The 18,191-nt window shown below is 67.8% G+C and carries 12 protein-coding genes; 11 read left to right on the forward strand and 1 reads right to left on the reverse strand.

Going from position 1 to position 18,191, the window contains the following annotated elements:
- Window position 1 precedes the first annotated feature (1 nt).
- The 11 genes from ACIQCS_RS05415 (at window position 2) to ACIQCS_RS05465 (ending at window position 16,116) form a co-directional block, all read left to right on the forward strand.
- Window positions 2–1,441, forward strand: coding sequence for a glycoside hydrolase family 28 protein (locus ACIQCS_RS05415; protein ID WP_345850966.1), 1,440 nt, complete (start codon window positions 2–4; stop codon window positions 1,439–1,441).
- A 284-nt stretch (window positions 1,442–1,725) separates the two neighbouring features.
- On the forward strand, window positions 1,726–2,529 hold the full coding sequence (locus tag ACIQCS_RS05420) for a 2-keto-4-pentenoate hydratase (protein WP_345850967.1): 804 nt from the start codon (window positions 1,726–1,728) through the stop codon (window positions 2,527–2,529).
- 46 nt (window positions 2,530–2,575) lie between these two features.
- Window positions 2,576–3,886, forward strand: coding sequence for an MFS transporter (locus ACIQCS_RS05425; RefSeq protein ID WP_345850969.1), 1,311 nt, complete (start codon window positions 2,576–2,578; stop codon window positions 3,884–3,886).
- Between the two features lie 15 nt (window positions 3,887–3,901).
- Window positions 3,902–5,350 (forward strand): glucuronate isomerase, encoded by a 1,449-nt coding sequence (gene uxaC / locus ACIQCS_RS05430; protein ID WP_345850971.1) that lies wholly within the window; start codon window positions 3,902–3,904, stop codon window positions 5,348–5,350.
- 14 nt (window positions 5,351–5,364) lie between these two features.
- The gene (kduI, locus tag ACIQCS_RS05435; protein WP_345850973.1) at window positions 5,365–6,207 is read left to right on the forward strand and encodes a 5-dehydro-4-deoxy-D-glucuronate isomerase; all 843 of its coding nucleotides are present in this window, start codon (window positions 5,365–5,367) and stop codon (window positions 6,205–6,207) included.
- Between the two features lie 142 nt (window positions 6,208–6,349).
- Window positions 6,350–7,105: a 2-dehydro-3-deoxy-D-gluconate 5-dehydrogenase KduD gene (kduD, locus tag ACIQCS_RS05440; protein ID WP_345850974.1), complete on the forward strand. Its 756-nt coding sequence runs from the start codon at window positions 6,350–6,352 to the stop codon at window positions 7,103–7,105.
- Window positions 7,102–8,109, forward strand: coding sequence for a sugar kinase (locus ACIQCS_RS05445; protein ID WP_345850975.1), 1,008 nt, complete (start codon window positions 7,102–7,104; stop codon window positions 8,107–8,109). The genes kduD and ACIQCS_RS05445 overlap by 4 nt, the downstream gene beginning before the upstream one ends.
- Window positions 8,110–8,154: 45 nt before the next feature.
- Entirely contained in the window at window positions 8,155–9,483 is a 1,329-nt protein-coding gene (locus ACIQCS_RS05450; RefSeq protein WP_345850976.1) for a methyl-accepting chemotaxis protein, read from the forward strand.
- Window positions 9,480–11,048 (forward strand): carboxylesterase family protein, encoded by a 1,569-nt coding sequence (locus ACIQCS_RS05455; protein ID WP_345850977.1) that lies wholly within the window; start codon window positions 9,480–9,482, stop codon window positions 11,046–11,048. The genes ACIQCS_RS05450 and ACIQCS_RS05455 overlap by 4 nt, the downstream gene beginning before the upstream one ends.
- A gap of 90 nt (window positions 11,049–11,138) precedes the next feature.
- Complete coding sequence (locus ACIQCS_RS05460; RefSeq protein WP_345850978.1) at window positions 11,139–12,173, forward strand: LacI family DNA-binding transcriptional regulator; 1,035 nt, start codon at window positions 11,139–11,141, stop codon at window positions 12,171–12,173.
- A 613-nt stretch (window positions 12,174–12,786) separates the two neighbouring features.
- Window positions 12,787–16,116: a TonB-dependent receptor domain-containing protein gene (locus ACIQCS_RS05465; RefSeq protein WP_345850979.1), complete on the forward strand. Its 3,330-nt coding sequence runs from the start codon at window positions 12,787–12,789 to the stop codon at window positions 16,114–16,116.
- Window positions 16,117–16,216: 100 nt separating this feature from the next.
- Here ACIQCS_RS05465 and ACIQCS_RS05470 read toward each other — a convergent pair whose 3' ends face one another.
- Window positions 16,217–18,115 (reverse strand): potassium transporter Kup, encoded by a 1,899-nt coding sequence (locus tag ACIQCS_RS05470; RefSeq protein ID WP_401530266.1) that lies wholly within the window; start codon window positions 18,113–18,115, stop codon window positions 16,217–16,219.
- Window positions 18,116–18,191 lie beyond the last annotated feature (76 nt).

Below are 18,191 nucleotides of genomic sequence, written 5' to 3' on the forward strand. Positions count from 1 at the left end.
GATGATCGCACGCCGCGACATATTGCACAATTTCGGCGCGGGGGCAGTGCTGGGGCTGACACCGCGACTCGCTTTCGCGGCCGCGCCCGCGCCCGCGCCCGCGCCCGATCCCGATCCCTGGATGCGCGCCGCCGCGATCGCGCGGACCGTGAAGCCGCCGGTCTTCCCGGCACGCGACTTCGACGTCACTCGGTTCGGAGCGAAGGGTGACGGGACGACGCTCAACACCGATGCGATCGCCGCCGCCATCGCGGCATGCGCCGCCGCGGGCGGGGGCAGGGTGGTGGTGCCGGCCGGGCGCTTCCTCACCGGGGCGGTGCATCTGAAGTCCAACGTGAACCTGCACGTCACTCGCGACGCGACGCTGCTCTTCAGCACCGACCCCGCGCACTATCCGATCGTCTTCACCCGCTGGGAAGGCATCGAGCTGATGAACTATTCGCCGCTCGTCTATGCGCGCGGGCAGCGGAACATCGCGCTCACCGGCGCGGGCATCCTCGACGGGCAGGGCAGCGCCCGGCACTGGTGGGCATGGAAGGGCCCCTGGGGCGGTGCGACCGATCATGGCTGGCGCGAAGGCATGCCGGACCAGCGCAAGGCGCGGGCGCGGCTGTTCCGGATGGCCGAGGACAAGGTGCCGGTGGAGAAGCGCGTGTTCGGCGACGGCGACTTCCTGCGCCCCGCCTTCATCCAGCCCTATGCCTGCGAGAATGTGCTGATCGAGGGCGTGCGCCTGCGCGGCGCGCCGTTCTGGCAAGTGCATCCGGTGCTCTGCCGCAACCTGATCGTGCGCGGGCTCGACATATTGGGGCACGGCCCGAACAATGACGGCTGCGATCCCGAATCGGTCGACGGCGCGCTGATCGAGCGCTGCACCTTCGACACCGGCGACGATTGCATCGCGATCAATTCCGGGCGCAACGCCGATGGCCGGCGCCTGGCCGCGCCCGCGCAGAATATCCTGATCCGCAACTGCCGGATGAAGGCGGGGCATGGCGGCGTGGTGGTGGGATCGCAGATCTCGGGCGGCGCGCGCTGGATCTTCGCCGAGGACTGCGTGATGGATTCGCCGGACCTGTGGTACGCGATCCGCTTCAAGAACAACGCGCTGCGCGGCGGGCTGCTCGAGAATTTCCACTATCGCAACCTGGCGGTGGGCCAGGTCGGCCGCGCCGCGGTGACCTGCGACTTCAACTATGAGGAAGGCGCCAACGGACCGTTCGTGCCGCAGCTGCGCAACGTCGTGATCGAGCGGCTGCACGCGAAGAACGCAGTGCGGGTGCTCGACAGCCAGGGCCTGGCCGGCGCGCCGGTGACCGGGATCACCCTGCGCGACTGCAGCTTCGACGGCGTCACCCAGCCCAGCGTGATCCGGCATACCGAGGGGCTGAGGCTGGAAAATGTGCGGGTGAACGGCGCGTTGGTCGATCATCTCGCCTGACGTGCGTTGACGCGCCGACCTGACACCGGTAGCATCAGCGCGACACCTGCGGAACCGCGCAAAGCCGGACGCAGGACTTCGGAGAGGAGATCGCGCGCAAGTTACTCGACATGGCCCGGCACCGGTTCCGGCCTGTCTTCTCCCATAGCCCTGGACCGCAGGAGGCGAGCGGTTCCCGGGCAGGCGAAGCGGGAAGGGACGGCGATGTCGGGCGACGGCTTGCGCGTGCGCGGGCCGGACATGGCGGGCGGCCCTCACGCGACGGGAACATGGGGAATTTCAAGTTGATCGAAGGACGGGAACCGGCCGAGGCCATCGCCCAAGCATTTGTCGCGGCCCGACAGGCAGGAAATGCGCTGACCGACTATCCCGGCGAGCTGCCGGGTACGCTCGAGGAAGCATATGGCATCCAGGAACGCGCGATCGCGCTGTTCGGCGACCGGATCGCGGGATGGAAAGTGGGCAAGATCCCCGCGCCGCTCGACGCGACCTATGGCACCAACCGGCTGACCGGCCCGATCTTCGCCGATTCGGTGGTGACCGCCGCCAATGGCGAAGTGCCGGAGATGCCGGTGTTCGAACGGGGCTTCGCCGCCGGCGAGGCCGAATATCTGCTCCGCCTGGGCGCGCTCCCCGAGGATTTCGACCGGCCGTGGACCAATGCGGAAGTCGCCGAATATGTCGATGCCGTCCATGTCGGCATCGAGGTCGCCAGCTCGCCCTTTGCGGGAATCAACGCGCACGGCCCGGCGGTGACGGTTTCCGACTTCGGCAACAACAACGGCCTGGTGGTCGGCGCGGAAATTCCGCGCGGCACGGATTTCCTCGAGTGGCCGGTAGCGCTAACAATCGAAAATGAAGTGGCCGGCGAGGCGACCGCGAGCACCATGCTCGATGGCCCGTTCGGCGCCGTCCGCTTCCTGTTCGAGCTTGCCGCCAACCGGCAGCTGCCGCTCGCGCCGGGCCAGTGGATCTCCACCGGCGCGGTCACGGGCGTCCATCCCGTTCGCGTCGGCGAGCTGGTGGAGGCGCGGTTCGCGAATGACTACAGCGTCCGGTGCCGTATCGTCGGCATCCACGCCGCCTGAGAATTGAGTCGCGAAACGCGATCGAGAGAGACGAGGGAGAGGGATGATGGCGAGTAAGGGAGAGGCGGCAGTCTCCGGCGCGGTTTCGCGCGTCGGGCGCTATCGCTGGGTGATCGTGGGGCTGCTCTTCGCGGCGACCGCGATCAACTATGTCGACCGGCAGATGATCGCGGTGCTGAAGCCCGACCTGTCGAAGGAACTCGGCTGGACCGAGACCGACTACGCCAACATCGTCTTCTATTTCCAGGCCGCCTATGCGATCGGCTATCTCGCCTTCGGCAAGATCGTCGACGCGATCGGCGCGCGCTTCGGCTATGCCATCGCGGTGGTGATCTGGACGATCGCGCACGTGGCGCATGGCGGCGTGCACACCGTCATGCAGTTCACCATGGCCCGTTTCGGCCTGGGCATCGGCGAATCGGGCAATTTCCCGGCCGGCGTGAAGACCGTCGCGGACTGGTTCCCGGCCAAGGAGCGCGCCTTTGCCGTGGGCCTGTTCAACGCCGGATCGAACGTGGGCGCGATCCTTACCCCGCTGCTGATCTGGGCGATGGTGCCGGCCGTCGGCTGGCGCATGACCTTCGTGATCACCGGCATCTTCGGCGTGATCTGGCTGGTCGCCTGGCTCGCCATCTTCCGCGACAAGCCCGCCGACCATCCCAAGGTGGGCGCGGCGGAGCTGGCCTATATCACCCAGGATCCGGCCGATCCCGAAGTGAAGGTGAAGAATCTGTGGGGCAAGCTGCTCCGCACCCGGGAGACCTGGGCCTTCGCGCTGGGCAAGTTCTTCATCGACCCGATCTGGTGGTTCTACCTGTTCTGGCTGCCGAGCTGGCTGGGCAAGGAATATGGCCTGAACCTGACCAGCTGGGATTCGCCCACGGCGGCGATCGCGCTGGGCGCGATCTACCTGATCTCCGATGTCGGCTCGGTGGCGGGCGGCTGGCTCTCGGGCAAGCTGATGAGCACCGGCATGAGCGTGAACAAGGCGCGCAAGCTCACCATGCTGATCTCGGCCTGCTTCGTGCTGCCGGTGATGTTCACCACCTTCTACGGCAATCTCTGGCTCAGCGTGTTCGTGGTCGGCGTGGCCGCGGCGGCGCACCAGAGCTTCTCCGCGACGCTCTACACCATTCCCTCGGACACCGTGCCGCGCTTCGCGGTGGGCTCGGTGATCGGCATCGGCGGCACGCTGGGCGCGGTCGGCGGCATGGTGTTCTCGAAATATGCGGGCTATGTGCTCGATGCGATCGGCAGCTATGCGCCGCTCTTCATCGTCGCCGGTGCGGCATATTTCCTGGCGCTGCTTTCGATTCACCTGCTTTCGCCGCGCCTGGCGCGCGTCGATGTCGCGTAACGGAAGGACTGGACGATGGCCCGGCCCCTGAAGCTCGATCCCGACCGGCTGTTCCCGGCCGAGGACCGCACGCGGGAGATTGCCCGCGCGCTCTATGCCGAAGTGGCCGGGCTGCCGATCATCAGCCCGCACGGGCACACCGATCCGACCTGGTTCTCCACCAACGCCAACTGGTCGAACGCCACCGAGCTGCTGCTCTCGCCGGATCACTATATCTATCGCATGCTCTATTCGCAGGGCGTGGCGCTCGACGCGCTGGGCGTGCCCAGCAAGGCGGGCATGCCGGCCACCGATCCGCGCGCAGCGTGGCGGACCTTTGCCGAGCACATCTATCTCTTCCGGGGCACCCCCTCGGCGATGTGGCTTGGGCATGTGTTCGGCGCGGTGTTCGGCTTCGACGTGGCGCTCGATGCCGGCACCGCCGATCATTATTACGACACGATCAACGAAAAGCTGGCGACCGACGCGTTCAAGCCGCGCGCGCTGTTCGACCGGTTCAACATCGGCTTCCTCGCCACCACCGAGGGCCCGCAGGACGATCTGTCGCCGCACCATGCGATCCGTGCCTCGGGCTGGGCCGGGCGCGTCGTCACCACCTATCGCCCCGATGCGGTGATCGACGTCGAGCATGAGCAGTTCGCCGGCGCGATGCGGATCTTCGCCGAGAAGACCGGCGAGGACGTGTACAGCTGGGACGGCTATCTCGCCGCCCACCGCAAGCGCCGCGCCGATTTCCGCGCCGCCGGCGCCACCGCGACCGATCATGGCCACCCGACCGCGGCGACCGCGAACCTGGGCAAGGACGAGGCCGAGCGGCTGTTCCGCACGATCCTGTCCGACAGCTGGACGCCGCAGGACGCCGAGCTGTTCCGCGCCCAGATGCTGACCGAGATGGCGGCGATGAGCGCCGAGGACGGGATGGTGATGCAGATCCATCCGGGCTCCTTCCGCAACCATAATGGCGGGCTGTTCGCGAGCCATGGCCGTGACAAGGGCGCGGACATCCCGATGCGCACCGATTACGTCCATGCGCTGAAGCCGCTGCTCGACCGGTTCGGCACCTCGACCGACCTTTCGATCATCCTCTTCACGCTCGACGAGACCGTCTATGCCCGCGAGCTGGCGCCGCTGGCCGGCCATTATCCGTGCCTGAAGCTGGGCCCGAGCTGGTGGTTCCATGATTCGCCGGAGGGCATGCGCCGCTTCCGCGAGCAGGTGACCGAGACCGCCGGCTTCTACAACACCGTCGGCTTCAACGACGACACCCGTGCCTTCCTCTCGATCCCGGCGCGGCACGATGTCGCGCGGCGGATCGATTGCGGCTTCCTCGCGCGGCTGGTCGCCGAGGGGCGGCTGCTCGACTGGGAAGCCGCGGAGCTGGCCTATGAACTGACCAACGGGCTGGTGCGCGAAGCGTACAAGCTCGATCACCCCGCGCCGGCGCCCGTCGCCGCCGCTGCCTAACCTACGGAGCATTCATGTTCGACCGGACCTATTACGCCACGCACCCCGACATGATGGAGTGCGTCTCGAACGAGGAACTGCGCGACCGCTATCTGATCACCGACCTGTTCCGCGCCGGCGAGTGCGTGCTGAACTATACCCATGCCGATCGCATGGTGATCGGCGGCGTCGCGGTGGCCGGCGGCTCGGTGAAGCTGCCCGACCAGACCGAGCCGGCCTCGGCGGCGGGGCACCCGTTCCTCGAGCGCCGCGAGCTGGCGGTGGTCAACATCAGCGGCGTCGAAGGCACCGTGACGGTGGACGGCGAAGTCTTCACGCTGGGCAACAAGGACTGCCTGTACGTGACGATGGGCGCCAAGGACGTGACCTTCTCGGGCGACGGCGCGCGCTTCTACCTGGTCTCGTGCCCGGCGCATAAGGGCTTCCAGACGCGCAAGCTCGGCATTGCCGACGCCAACCGGCTGGACCGCGGCACGCTGGAGGAATCGAACGAGCGCTCGATCTACCAGCTCGTCATCCCGGGCGTGTGCGACAGCGCGCAGCTCGTCATGGGCCTGACGGTGCTCAAGCCGGGCAGCGTGTGGAACACCATGCCGCCGCACATCCATGAGCGCCGCAGCGAGATCTATCTCTATTTCGAGCTCGACAATCTCGAGAAGGATCGTGTGTTCCACTATATGGGCCAGGAGGATGCGCTGCGGCACATCGTGGTCCAGAACGAGGAAGCGGTGATCAGCCCGCCCTGGTCGGTCCATATGGGTTCGGGGACCAAGGCCTATGCCTTCATCTGGGCGATGGCCGGCGAGAACCAGGACTATACGGATATGAACGTGCTGGATATCTGCCAGCTGGCGTAAGTCTTCTAACTCCCCTCCCGCTTGCGGGAGGGGCTGGGGGAGGGCGTGGCATCGCATGCGGCGCACTCCCGTTTTTCATGCCCTCCCCCGACCCCTCCCGCTCCGCGGAAGGGGAGCGAAGGCGGTGAGGGTGGGAGTGAACATGACCAATCCCTTCGATCTCTCCGGCAAGGTTGCCATAGTCACCGGCGCCAATACCGGCATCGGCCAGGGCATCGCGCTGGCGCTCGCCGCCGCGGGTGCCGACATCGCCGCCGTCGGCCGCACGCCGGCCGAGGAAACGGTGGAGAAGGTCCGCGCGCTCGGCCGCCGCGCCGAGATCGTCTCGGCCGATCTCTCGACCATCGCGCCTGTGGACAGGGTTGTGGACGAAACTGTGGACAAGCTGGGCGGGCTCGACATCCTGGTCAACAATGCCGGCATCATCCGCCGCGCCGACAGCCTGGATTTCACCGAGGCGGACTGGGACGCGGTGGTCGACACCAACCTGAAGTCGGTGTTCTTCCTGTGCCAGGCGGCGGCGCGGCACATGGTGGCGCAGGGCCGGGGCAAGATCATCAACATCGCCTCGATGCTCACCTTCCAGGGCGGCATCCGCGTGCCCAGCTACACCGCGTCCAAGTCGGGCATCGGCGGGCTGACCAAGCTGCTCGCCAACGAATGGGCGGCCAAGGGCATCAACGTGAACGCGATCGCGCCCGGCTATATCGCCACCAACAACACGGCGGCGCTCCAGGCGGACGCGGATCGCAACCGCTCGATCATGGAGCGCATCCCGGCCGGCCGCTGGGGCGATCCGGCGGACATGGGCGGCGCGGCGGTGTTCCTCGCTTCCCCGGCCGCGGATTATGTCCAGGGCCATATCCTGGCGGTCGATGGCGGGTGGCTGGCGCGATGAGCATTGCCTTTTTCGGCGAGCTGATGCTGCGGCTCTCGCCGCCGGGGCGCGAGCTGCTGCTCCAGACGCCGAAGCTGGACGTGAACGTCGGCGGGGCCGAGGCGAACGTGGCCACGGGGCTGGCGTGCCTGGGCCATTCGGTGCGGATGATCTCCGCCGTATCGGACAATCCGCTGGGCGGCGCGGTGATCGGCGAGCTGCGCCGGCGCGGCGTCGACACCTCGACCGTGGTGGCGGAGCCCGGGCGGCTCGGCCTGTATTTCCTGACCCCCGGCGCGGGGCTGCGCGCGTCCGAGGTCGTCTATGACCGGGCCTGGTCGGTGTTCGCCCGGCGCCCGGCAGAGGCCTGGGACTGGGACGCGCTGCTCGAAGGGGCGACGCGGCTGCACCTGTCGGGCATCACTCCGGCGCTCGGCCACAACACCGCCACCGCCGCGATCGCCGCGGCCGAGGCGGCGCGCGCGAAGGGCATCCCGGTCTCGTTCGACGGCAATTACCGCGCGAAGCTGTGGGAGAGCTGGGACAGCGATCCCAAGGCGGTGCTGACTCGGCTGATCGGCCATGCCGACCTGTTGTTCGGCAACCATCGCGACATCTCGCTGCTGCTCGGGCGGGAATTCTCGGGCGACGGCGCCGATCGCCGACGCGAGGCGGCGGAGGCGGCGTTCGCGGCTTTCCCGACGCTCCAGACGATTGCCAACACCGCGCGGCATGTCGACGATGCGGACAGCCATCGCGTCTCGGCGCGGGTCGATACGCGGGCCGGCGGCTACCAGACCGACGAGGTGCTGATCGCCGGGATCGTCGACCGCATCGGCGCGGGCGACGCGTTCGCCGCAGGCGTGCTGCACGGCCTGATCGAGAGCGGCGGCGATGCGGAAGCGGCGGCGCGGGCCGGCCTGGCGCTCACGGCGCTCAAGCATTCGCTGCCGGGCGACGCGAGCCTGTTCACGCGCGCGGACCTGGCGGCGTTCGACGAAGGCGGGCTCGACGTCCGCCGATGATCGACCGGAGGCGAAACATCGCCCCGGCATGGGTGAGGATGGCCGATGGGGGAGGATTTCGCCGGCACCGCCGAGACGGCTCCGGAAGGGCGTGACGCCGCGCAACTGCGTGCGGTCTATGGGATGGACCCAGGCTTCGAGCGCGAGCTGGCCGAGGCCTGGCGCTTCATCGAGCCGCATATAGCGGGCGTGGCGCGCGAGCTGCTGGAGCGGCGCGCGGGCGGCGCGGTGCCCGCCGCGCTGGTCGAGAGCCGCGTCGACTATGCCCGCGCCAAGCTTTCGCGCCCGATCGACCAGGCCTGGGTCGATCGCGTCGCCGCCGAGGCCGACCGCATCGCCGAGGACGGCCTGGAATTCTCCACTGTCGCCGCATCGATGCTCGTCGCCCAGATGCACATCCATGCCCTGTTCTTCGCGCTGAGCAGCGATCCCGGCCAGCTCGAGCGGCTGACCCGCGCGACGCAGAAGCTGGCGGTGATCGAGTTCGAGATCATCGCCAGCCGGCTGCGCCAGATCGCCCGCCTGCGCGCCCAGGCGGCCCGGCGGCACGAGCTCGCCGAGGTTCGCGCCGAGCTTACCGAATCGATCGCCAGCACCGCCGGGGCGAGCCGCGAGATCGCCCGGTTCACCGAGCGCACCGCCGCCGAGCTGCTCGGGCTGCGTGCGCCGGCGGCGGAAGTGGCGTCGGCGGCGGACCAGGCGGCGATCGCGATGGGCGAGTCCGCGCGCAGCGCCGCGGCGCTCATCACCGCCTATGAGCGCGCCCGCGAGGATGCCTCCGCCGCGGCGGAAGTCGCCGGCAATGCCGATGCCATCGCGCTCACGGGCAAGGAGAGCGCGGAGCGCCTCTCCGCCAACACGGCGCGGATCGAGAGCGTCGTCACGCTGATCTCCGGCATCGCGCATCAGACCAGGCTGCTCGCGCTGAACGCCAGCATCGAGGCGGCGCGCGCCGGCGACAGCGGGCGCGGCTTCGCGGTGGTCGCGCAGGAAGTGCGGACGCTGGCGGACCAGGCGGCGGACGCGACCGGCGGCGTCACCCGGACGATCCGCGAGGCACAGGCCGCGAGCGCCGCGATGGCCGAGACCAACCGCGCGATCCTGGGCGTCGTCACCGAGCTGCTGGCGCGCGTCCGCGCCGTGTCGGGCGCGATGGAGGCGCAGATGGCCACCGTGGCGGGCATCCTCGCTTCGATCGACGAGACCGCCGTCTCCTCGCGCGAGATCGCGGCGCTGATCGCGACGATCAGCCTGCAGGTGGGGCGGCTGGCCGGCGAGGCCGAGGAAGCCGGGCGCCAGGCGGCGCTGACCCGCGCGGCGCTCGGCCGGATCGAAGAGGCGACGGGACATATCATGACGGGAGCAGGGCAATGAGCGGGGTAACGCGGCGTTCGGTAGTGGCGGGCGGCATGGCGCTGGCGGCGGCGCCGCTGGTGGCCCGTGCGACTCCGGTGAGCATGGTGGTCGATGCGCCGGCAGGCCGTTTCCTCAGCATGGGCCATTCCGAAGACCAGGGCGGTCCCTGGGCATTTCTGGGGATCCGCTACGGCGTGGCCGATCGCTTCCGCGCCCCGCGCCGGGCCGCGCGCGTGACCGATTTCCGTGCCGATACGTTCGGCCCGATCTGCCCGCAGGGCAGGGGCGACCAGCGTGCTTCCGAGGACTGCCTGTTCCTCAACATCTGGACGCCCGACCCCAATGCCACGGCGAAGCGCCCGGTGATGCTCTACATCCATGGGGGCGCCTATTCGAACGGCACCGTCACCGTGCCGCTGAACGATGGCGCGAGGCTGGCGGCGGCCGAGGATGTGGTGGTTGTGACGGTGAACCACCGGCTCAACGCGCTTGGCTATCTCTATCTCGCCCGCTTCGATCCGCGCTTTGCCGACAGCGGCAATCTCGGCCAGCTCGACCTGATCCTGGCGCTGCAATGGGTGCGGGACAATATCGCGGCATTCGGCGGCGATCCCCGCCGGGTCTTCGTGTTCGGCCAGTCGGGCGGCGGCGCCAAGATCGCGACGCTGATGGGCATGCCGGCGGCCAGGGGCCTGTTCCATTCGGCGGCGACGATGAGCGGGCAGCAGGTGACCGCGTCGGGCCCGCTCAACGCGACGAAGCGGGCCCAGGCCTATCTCGCGCGGCTGGGCGTGCGGGAAGGCGACCTCCAGCCGCTGCTCGACATGCCGGTCGAGAAGCTGGTCGAGGCGCTGGACGCGACCGACCCGATCCTGGGCGGCGGCGTCTATTTCGGGCCGGTGCTCGACATGAAGTGGCTCACCCGCCACCCCTTCTGGCCCGACGCCAATCCGCAGAGCCTGGCGATCCCGATGATCCTGGGCAACACGCATGACGAGACACGGGCCTTCATCGATCCCAATTCGGAGAAGGTGCGGGGGCTGACCTGGGACAATGTGGCCGCGCGCATGGCGCCCGAGCTGCGCATGGACCTGCTGCCCGAATGGGTGGTCGCCCAATATCGCGCGCGCTTCCCGGGCGACACGCCGGAGCAGCTCTTCTACCGCGCCACCACCGCCGGCCGGAGCTGGCCGGGCCAATGGCTCGAGGCGGATGCGCGGGCGGCGGCGGGGGCCAGGGCGACCTGGGTCTATCAGGTCGACTACCAGTCGCCGACCCGGCCCGAGCGCGGCGCGCCGCACACGATGGACATCGCGCTGGCCTTTGGCACGCTCGATGCGCCGGGATCCTATACCGGCACCGGGCCGGCGGCGCGGAAGCTGAGCGGGCAGGTGATGGGCGCCTTCGCCGCGCTCGCGCGCACCGGCCGGCCGGCCGCGCCGGGCCTGCCCGTCTGGGCACCCTATACTTTGCCCGGCCGCGCGACGATGCTGTTCGACGCGCCCAGCCGCCTGGCCGGCGACCCGCGCAAATGGGAACGCGAGCTGTGGAGCAGGGTGCCGTACATCCAGCCGGGCAGTTGAGACGATGGCTGACACCGGTGGCCAATCCGCGGCGCCGACCAAGCCGATAATATCGTATCGCTTTGTCCTGCAAGCCATTATGTTCGTGGGATGGAGAGAACCGGAAAGCCCACGATCAACGACGTCGCCCGTATCGCGGGCGTCTCGAAGAAAACCGTCAGCCGAGTGATCAATCGCTCGCCGCTGCTCAATGGAGACACGCGCGCGAAGGTCGAGCAGGTGATCAGCGAGCTGGGCTATGTCCCCAACGTCCAGGCGCGCGCGCTGGCGTTGCGCCGCAACTTCCTGATCGGCCTGATCCACGACAATCCCAACGCGCAGATGGTGATGAACGTGCAGGCCGGCATGCTCGAGGCGATGCGCGACACCGAGTTCGAGCTGATCGTCCGCCCGATCGACCGGGGCAGCTCGACCATGCTCGAGGATGTGCGCAACTTTCTCGAGCGCCAGCGGCTCTACGGCGTGATGTTCCTGCCGCCCGTCTCCGAGAACGAGATGGTGGCGGAGCTCTGCCGCGAGCTCGGCATCCGTTATGTCCGCATGGGATCGGCGACGCTGGACGCGTCCGAGCATATGGTCGCCTCGAACGATTGCGACGTGGTGACCGAGGCGGTGAACCACCTGATCTCGCTTGGCCATCGCCGCATCGGCCTGATCGCCGGCCCGCACGGCTTCCGCTCCGCGCGCGAGCGCCGCAAGGGCTTCGAGAATGCGCTGGAGGAAGCGGGGATCAAGCTGCCGCGCAGCCTGATCGCCGACGGCAACTACACGTTCGAGACCGGGCTGGCCGCCGCCGACCGGCTGCTCGACCTGTCGCCGCGCCCCACCGCGATCTTCTCCTCGAACGACGAGATGGCTGCCGCCACCCTCCACGCCGCGCGCCGCCGGGGCATGAGCGTGCCCGAGGACCTGTCGATCGTCGGCTTCGACGATACCGCCATCGCCTCGCACATCTGGCCGCCGCTCACCACGGTGCACTGGCCGATCATCTCGATGGCGCGCTCGGCGGCGCTGAAGCTGCTGGCGGACTTTTTCGGGGATGACGGCAATGCCGTGGAGGAGCCGTCGCTCTTCCCCTCGACGCTGATCCACCGCGCCTCGGTCGCGCCGCCGCGCGAGGGCTAGGTTCAAGACCCCGCCCAATCGGCGAACCCGGTCATCCCCGCATATTCTCCACCGTCATCCCCGCGCAGGCGGGGATCCAGGGTAGTTCGGGATGATCGAAGCAATCACGCGGGCGCTTGCCGGAAACGGCAAGGCGAGCCTCGCACGCCTTGCTGCTGGCCCTGGATCCCCGCCTTCGCGGGGATGACGAGGAAGGCATAGCGGGGATGACGGTGGAGAAGGTGCGGAAGGAGCCATTGCCCGCCGGCACCTGGCCAGCGCACGGAACCGGCGCGCAAAACCTCCCCGAAAACCCGCGCGGCACGGCGGCATTTCCCCGATGTTGCTGAAATGCCGCAATCGCCCGATTGTGACATTTTGTTCAATGACACCGGTTGACACGCGTGGGTGGTAGCGCGATCAATAGGGTGAACAAGCGTGGCTGAATACGCTTGCGCCCAAGTGGACGAGAAGATCCGCAAGAGGGGCGTGGGAGGGGGCAAGTCGCGACATGGCTGGATCTTGCGGGGCGGCTTGCGTCGTTTTCCGCAATGCTGCGTCGTACCCTGATTCCAGGCTCCCCCGGGCGCATCGACCCATGCTTGTCGATGAGAAGACTTTGGGGGAGGAATTCATGCTTTCTATCGCTGACACCCTTGCCGCGCGCCGTTCGGCGCTGCGCGGCACGACGGCGCTGGGCGCGCTCGGCATGGCGTTGCTGATGGCAGCACCCGCCTGGGCGCAGACCGCCGAGGCCGCCGCCGCGGTTGCCGCCGCCGCCGCGCAGGACGATCCGCAGGCTGCGCCGCAGGACCAGACGGAAAGCGGCGACCTGATTGTTGTCACCGGTTTCCGCGCCTCGCTGGCCAGCTCGGTCAACATCAAGCGCAATTCGAACCAGATCGTCGACGCGATCACCGCCGAGGACATTGCCGACTTCCCGGACGCCAATCTGGCGGAATCGATCCAGCGCCTGCCCGGCGTCTCGATCGATCGCGACAATGGCGAGGGCCGCACGATCACCGTGCGCGGCCTGGGCGGCGACTTCCAGATGGTCCGCCTGAACGGTGCCGATGCGCAGAACATCTCGGGCGGCAACCAGTCCGATTCCGGCGCGAACCGCTCGCGCGGCTTCGACTTCAACACCTTCGCCTCCGAGCTGTTCGGTGGCATCAAGGTGACCAAGTCGACTGCGGCGGAGAATGACGAAGGGTCGCTCGGCGCGATCATCGACCTCACCACCGGCCGCCCGCTCTCCTACAAGAAGAACCGCTTCGCCGTGGGTGCCGAGGCCGAGTATCGCGAGAACGGCAAGAAGTGGAACCCGCGCTTCACCGGCCTCGCCTCGGTGCGGGTGACGGACAATTTCGGCATCCTCGTCTCGGGCGCGTACCAGAAGCAGGAACAGCAGATCGACGCCTATCGCCGCAACATCGGCGTGTTCGAATATGCCTATCGCAACTCGCAGATCGCCGGCGTCACGCCGAACGTCTTCGGCTTCGCGCGCCCGAGCAACCAGGGCACCGGCGCCACCTTCGGCTCGGATCCGGCGGCCTATGCGCTGGTCACGCCGACCACGATCATCCCGGGCCTGCCCTCGGTCGGCCGCCAGTATCTGGACTATGAGCGGATCGGCGCCACCGCGACGATGCAGTGGAAGCCGGGGCCCGGCACCGAGATCACGCTGGACGGCGTGTTCTCGCGCTACGACCAGAACAGCAACAATACCGGCATCACGCCGATCGGCCTCAACCGCAACGGCACCAATGCGCGCGTGGTGGGGACGGGCGCGAACGGGCTGCGCGCGATCGGCACCGCCAATGGCTATGCCGATCGTGTCGCGCTCTACGCGAACTGCGTGCCCAGCGCGATCATCGACTGCAATGGCGATCAGCCGGGCAACGGCGTGGGCCAGGCGCCGCTGGCCGGCTATTTCAACAGCCTGAACCCGAACAACCTCAATCCGTTCGACTATTACAACAATCCCGCCTCGCCGGGCTATGTCGCGACCGCCAACCAGATCGGCTATTACAACGAGCTGCTCGGCCGTCCGAACACCAAGATCCGCGAGGCGCATGTCAACAGCGTCGGCCAGGCCGATTATCTGGTCCTCGACGATGTCGACTGGCGCAGCTTCGCCGACACGCAGTTCGGCCGCACCGACTTCAAGCAGGTGACGCTGAACGTCCACCAGGAGCTCGCGCCGGGCTTCTATGCCGATGCGACCGGCGGCTGGTCGAAATCGCAATTCCGCGCCTATGGCCTGCTCGCCGAGTTCAACGCGATCGACCAGGACGGCTATACCTTCGACGAGCGCGCCGGCGGCAAGATGCCGGTGTTCAAGCCGGGCTTCGACGTGGCGAACCCGAACAGCTGGACGCTGGTGAAGGGCCTGTCGACGATCCGCTACTTCACCAACACCGTGGACAACGAGTTCAAGGTGGCGCGGGTGAACTTCACTTATGAAGCGCTGCCCGAGATGTCGATCCGCTTCGGCGGGACCGCCAAGCAGTTCACCTATTCGGGCGACCAGGGCCGCCGCAACCAGTCGATCGAGGCGATCAACCCGACGCTGGCCGAGGCGCGGCTCAACATCACCGATCTCGGCCAGACGATCGGTTTCGGCCAGGGGCTGAACGTGTCCCAGGGTACGCCGACCAGCTATTATGCGCCCGATATCAAGAAGTTCATCAATCAGTTCGGCATCAACTGCAACTGCGTGAACAAATGGGGCGATTTCCGCGCCGTGGTCGACGGGCGGCAGCGCTCGGGCGTGAGCGAGAACGACGTGTCGGCCTATTTCCAGGTCGACTATAACGTCAACCTGCTCGGCCGGCCGCTGCGCGGCAATATCGGCATGCGCGTCGCCAACACGCGGGTCTCGGGCTCGGGCAATGTCGGCGGCGCCGACGGCGTGGCGGGCCTCGGGGTGACCGCGAAGAACGAATATTGGGACTGGCTGCCCGCGATGAACGCGAACTGGGAAGTCGCCGACAATTTCCTCGTCCGCTTCGCCGCGTCCAAGGTGATGTCGCGGCCGCAGCTCGCCAGCCTGACGCCGGGCACCACTGCCTTCACCACCAGCCTGAACGCGAACGGCACGGCGCCGACGCTGACGGTGGGCAATCCCTATCTCAACCCGTTCCGCGCGACCAATCTCGACCTGAGCCTCGAGAAATATTTCGCGCATAACGGCCTGATCGCGGTGAACCTGTTCAGGAAGAACATCGACACCTTCCCGCAGCAGGTGGCGCTCGAGGCGCCGCTGTCGGCGGTGTTCGAGCCCGAGGTGTACCAGCAGGTGCTGACCTTCATCACCAACCCCGCGCTGCTCAGCTACACCACGGCCGGCGGCACCTGGGGCATCCGCCAGTTCAAGGATGCGCCGGGCGGCCATATCCAGGGCGTGGAAGTCAATCTGCAGACCGACTTCTTCTTCCTGCCCGGCTTCCTGAAGCATTTCGGCGTGATCGCGAACTACACGCACATCGATTCGAGCCTGAGCTATCTGACGGGCACGGCGCTGAGCACCAGCCAGACGGTGTCGGGCACCGCGGTGAACAGCTATGCCGAGGGGCCGTTCCTCAACACGTCGCCGGACGCGTTCAACGCGACGCTCTATTACGAGGACAGCAAGTTCTCGGCCCGCGTCTCGGGCGCGTGGCGGGCGCGCTACGTGAACCGTTTCCCGCTGGCGACGGGCACCTGCTCGGTGGGCACCACCACCGTGGGCGGCGGCCCCTGCAACTCGCCGGTGTTCGCAGACTTCGGCTATAACGAGAACCAGCTGAACATCGACTTCGCGATGTCCTATGCGGTGACCAAGTTCGCCAAGCTGTCGCTCGAGGGCCGCAACATGACCAACGCGCCGCAATATCGCACCATGTACGCGGCCAATCCGGTCAGCCAGACCTATGCCAGCACCGGGCGGATCATCACCGCCGGCCTGCGTATGAGCTTCTGATCCGCTGGGGGAGGGGGCGGCGATCCGCCCCCTTTCCGGCCGGCCGGCGCCGCGCGGTTCGCGTCTATCTCCCCGCCCTTTCGGGGAGGGGGGCGCCGCGTCAAATCTCCACCTGGCTCCCCAGCTCGACCACGCGGTTGGTGGGGAGCTTGAAGAACTCCATCGCGCTCTCGGCGTTGCGGACCATCAGGGCGAACAGCTTCTCGCGCCAGATCGCCATGCCCGGTCGGGACGAAGCGATCAGCGTCTGCCGGGCGAGGAAATAGCTCGTCTCCATTGCCTTGAACTTGTCGCCCACGGCTTCGCCCAGCGCATGGAGCGCGGCGGGAATGTCGATCTCGTCCATGAAGCCGTAATGGAGGACGATCCGGTAGAAGCCCTCGCCGAGCGGCTTCACTTCGGCACGGGCCGCGGGGGCGACATGCGGCACCTGCTCGATCGCCACGGTGAGGATCACCACGCGATCGTGCAGCACCTTGTTGTGCTTGAGATTGTGGAGCAGCGCGGGCGGAATGTCGTCGGTGCTGGCGAGGAACACGGCGGTGCCCGGCACGCGCTGCACCGAATGGCCGGCGGACTGGATGAAGATCTGGATCGGCATCGCCCCTTCGTGCAGCCGCGCGCGGACCAGCCGGCGCCCGCTCGCCCAGGTGGTGAGCAGGATGAAGACGATCGCTGCCACCAGCAGCGGGAACCAGCCGCCATCGGGGATCTTGGTGACGTTCGAGGCGAAGTAGAGCCCGTCGATCAGCAGGAAGCCGCCGGTGACCAGCCCGGCCACGACCGGCGGCCATTTCCACACCGCGAAGGTGAGCACGCCCAGCATGCAGGCGGTGATGAACATCGTGCCGGTCACCGCGATGCCATAAGCGGCGGCGAGATTGCTCGAGCTGCGGAAGCCGAGGACGAGCAGGATCACCATGATCAGCAGCAGCCAGTTGGTGAGCGGGACATAGATCTGCCCCGCCGCCTTGGCGCTGGTATGGCGGATGCGCAGGCGCGGAAGGAAGCCGAGCTGCACCGCCTGCTGCGTCACCGAAAAGGCGCCCGAGATCACCGCCTGGCTGGCGATCACCGTCGCCATGGTGGCGAGGATGACGAGGGGGAGGCGGGCCCATTCGGGCGCCAGCAGGAAGAACGGGTTCTCCACCGCGGCGGGGTTGCTCAGCAGCAGCGCCGACTGGCCGAGATAGTTGAGCATCAGGCAGGGGAAGGCGATGTAGAGCCAGGAGACCATGATCGCCTTGCGCCCGAAATGGCCCATATCGGCATAGAGCGCCTCGGCTCCGGTCACCGCCAGCACCACCGATCCCAGCGCCAGGAAGGCAAGCATGGGATCGAGCAGGAAGAAGTTGAGCGCGTACCAGGGATTGAGCGCCCAGAGGATGTCGGGGCTCCGCGTGATCCCGGTCACGCCCAGCACCGCGATCACCGCGAAATAGAAGACCATCACCGGGCCGAACAGCCTGCCGACCCGCGCCGTGCCGCGCGACTGGATCATGAAGAGGCCGATCAGGATGGCGATGCTGATCGGCAGCACCAGCTGCGACAGCGAATCCTCGACCGTGGCGAGCCCCTCCACGGCCGACAGCACCGACACCGCCGGCGTGATGATCGCGTCGCCATAGAAGAGCGCGGTGGCGATCACGCCCAGGATCGTCACCCAGGGCGTCCAGCGCGTCTCGCCCAGCTTGCGCGTGATCAGCGCGAGCAGCGCCAGGCTGCCGCCTTCGCCCTTGTTGTCCGCGCGCAGGATGATGACGACGTACTTGACCGTCACCACCAGCACCATCGTCCAGAACACCAGCGAGAGCACGCCGAAGATGTGCTCCCGGTCCACCGCCAGCGGATGATGGCCGATGAAGCTTTCCTTGAGCGAATAGAGCGGCGAGGTGCCGATGTCGCCGAACACCACGCCGATGGCGCCGACGGCAAGCGTGCCGAGCCGATCCTGATGGCCGTGCGTGGGGCCGGTTTCGGCGGTCTGCGTCGCGTTCAAGGCGGGCCTTTCCCTGCCGGCTCCCCCTTCGGCGCCGTCGAGCCCGCCTAGTATTCAGAGGTTTCGGCCGCTGCCA

Origin of the sequence: Sphingomonas sp. NPDC092440 (assembly GCF_044754985.1) — a bacterium.
In the GTDB taxonomy this organism is placed as follows: domain Bacteria; phylum Pseudomonadota; class Alphaproteobacteria; order Sphingomonadales; family Sphingomonadaceae; genus Sphingomonas.

Excerpts from the sequence above, each read along its gene's own strand:
- ACIQCS_RS05415 (WP_345850966.1), top strand. The coding sequence starts at position 2 with ATGATCGCACGCCGCGACATATTGCACAATTTCGGCGCGGGGGCAGTG.
- ACIQCS_RS05425 (WP_345850969.1), top strand. The coding sequence starts at position 2,576 with ATGGCGAGTAAGGGAGAGGCGGCAGTCTCCGGCGCGGTTTCGCGCGTC.
- uxaC (WP_345850971.1), top strand. The coding sequence starts at position 3,902 with ATGGCCCGGCCCCTGAAGCTCGATCCCGACCGGCTGTTCCCGGCCGAG.
- kduI (WP_345850973.1), top strand. The coding sequence starts at position 5,365 with ATGTTCGACCGGACCTATTACGCCACGCACCCCGACATGATGGAGTGC.
- kduD (WP_345850974.1), top strand. The coding sequence starts at position 6,350 with ATGACCAATCCCTTCGATCTCTCCGGCAAGGTTGCCATAGTCACCGGC.
- ACIQCS_RS05445 (WP_345850975.1), top strand. The coding sequence starts at position 7,102 with ATGAGCATTGCCTTTTTCGGCGAGCTGATGCTGCGGCTCTCGCCGCCG.
- ACIQCS_RS05450 (WP_345850976.1), top strand. The coding sequence starts at position 8,155 with ATGGGGGAGGATTTCGCCGGCACCGCCGAGACGGCTCCGGAAGGGCGT.
- ACIQCS_RS05455 (WP_345850977.1), top strand. The coding sequence starts at position 9,480 with ATGAGCGGGGTAACGCGGCGTTCGGTAGTGGCGGGCGGCATGGCGCTG.
- ACIQCS_RS05460 (WP_345850978.1), top strand. The coding sequence starts at position 11,139 with ATGGAGAGAACCGGAAAGCCCACGATCAACGACGTCGCCCGTATCGCG.
- ACIQCS_RS05465 (WP_345850979.1), top strand. The coding sequence starts at position 12,787 with ATGCTTTCTATCGCTGACACCCTTGCCGCGCGCCGTTCGGCGCTGCGC.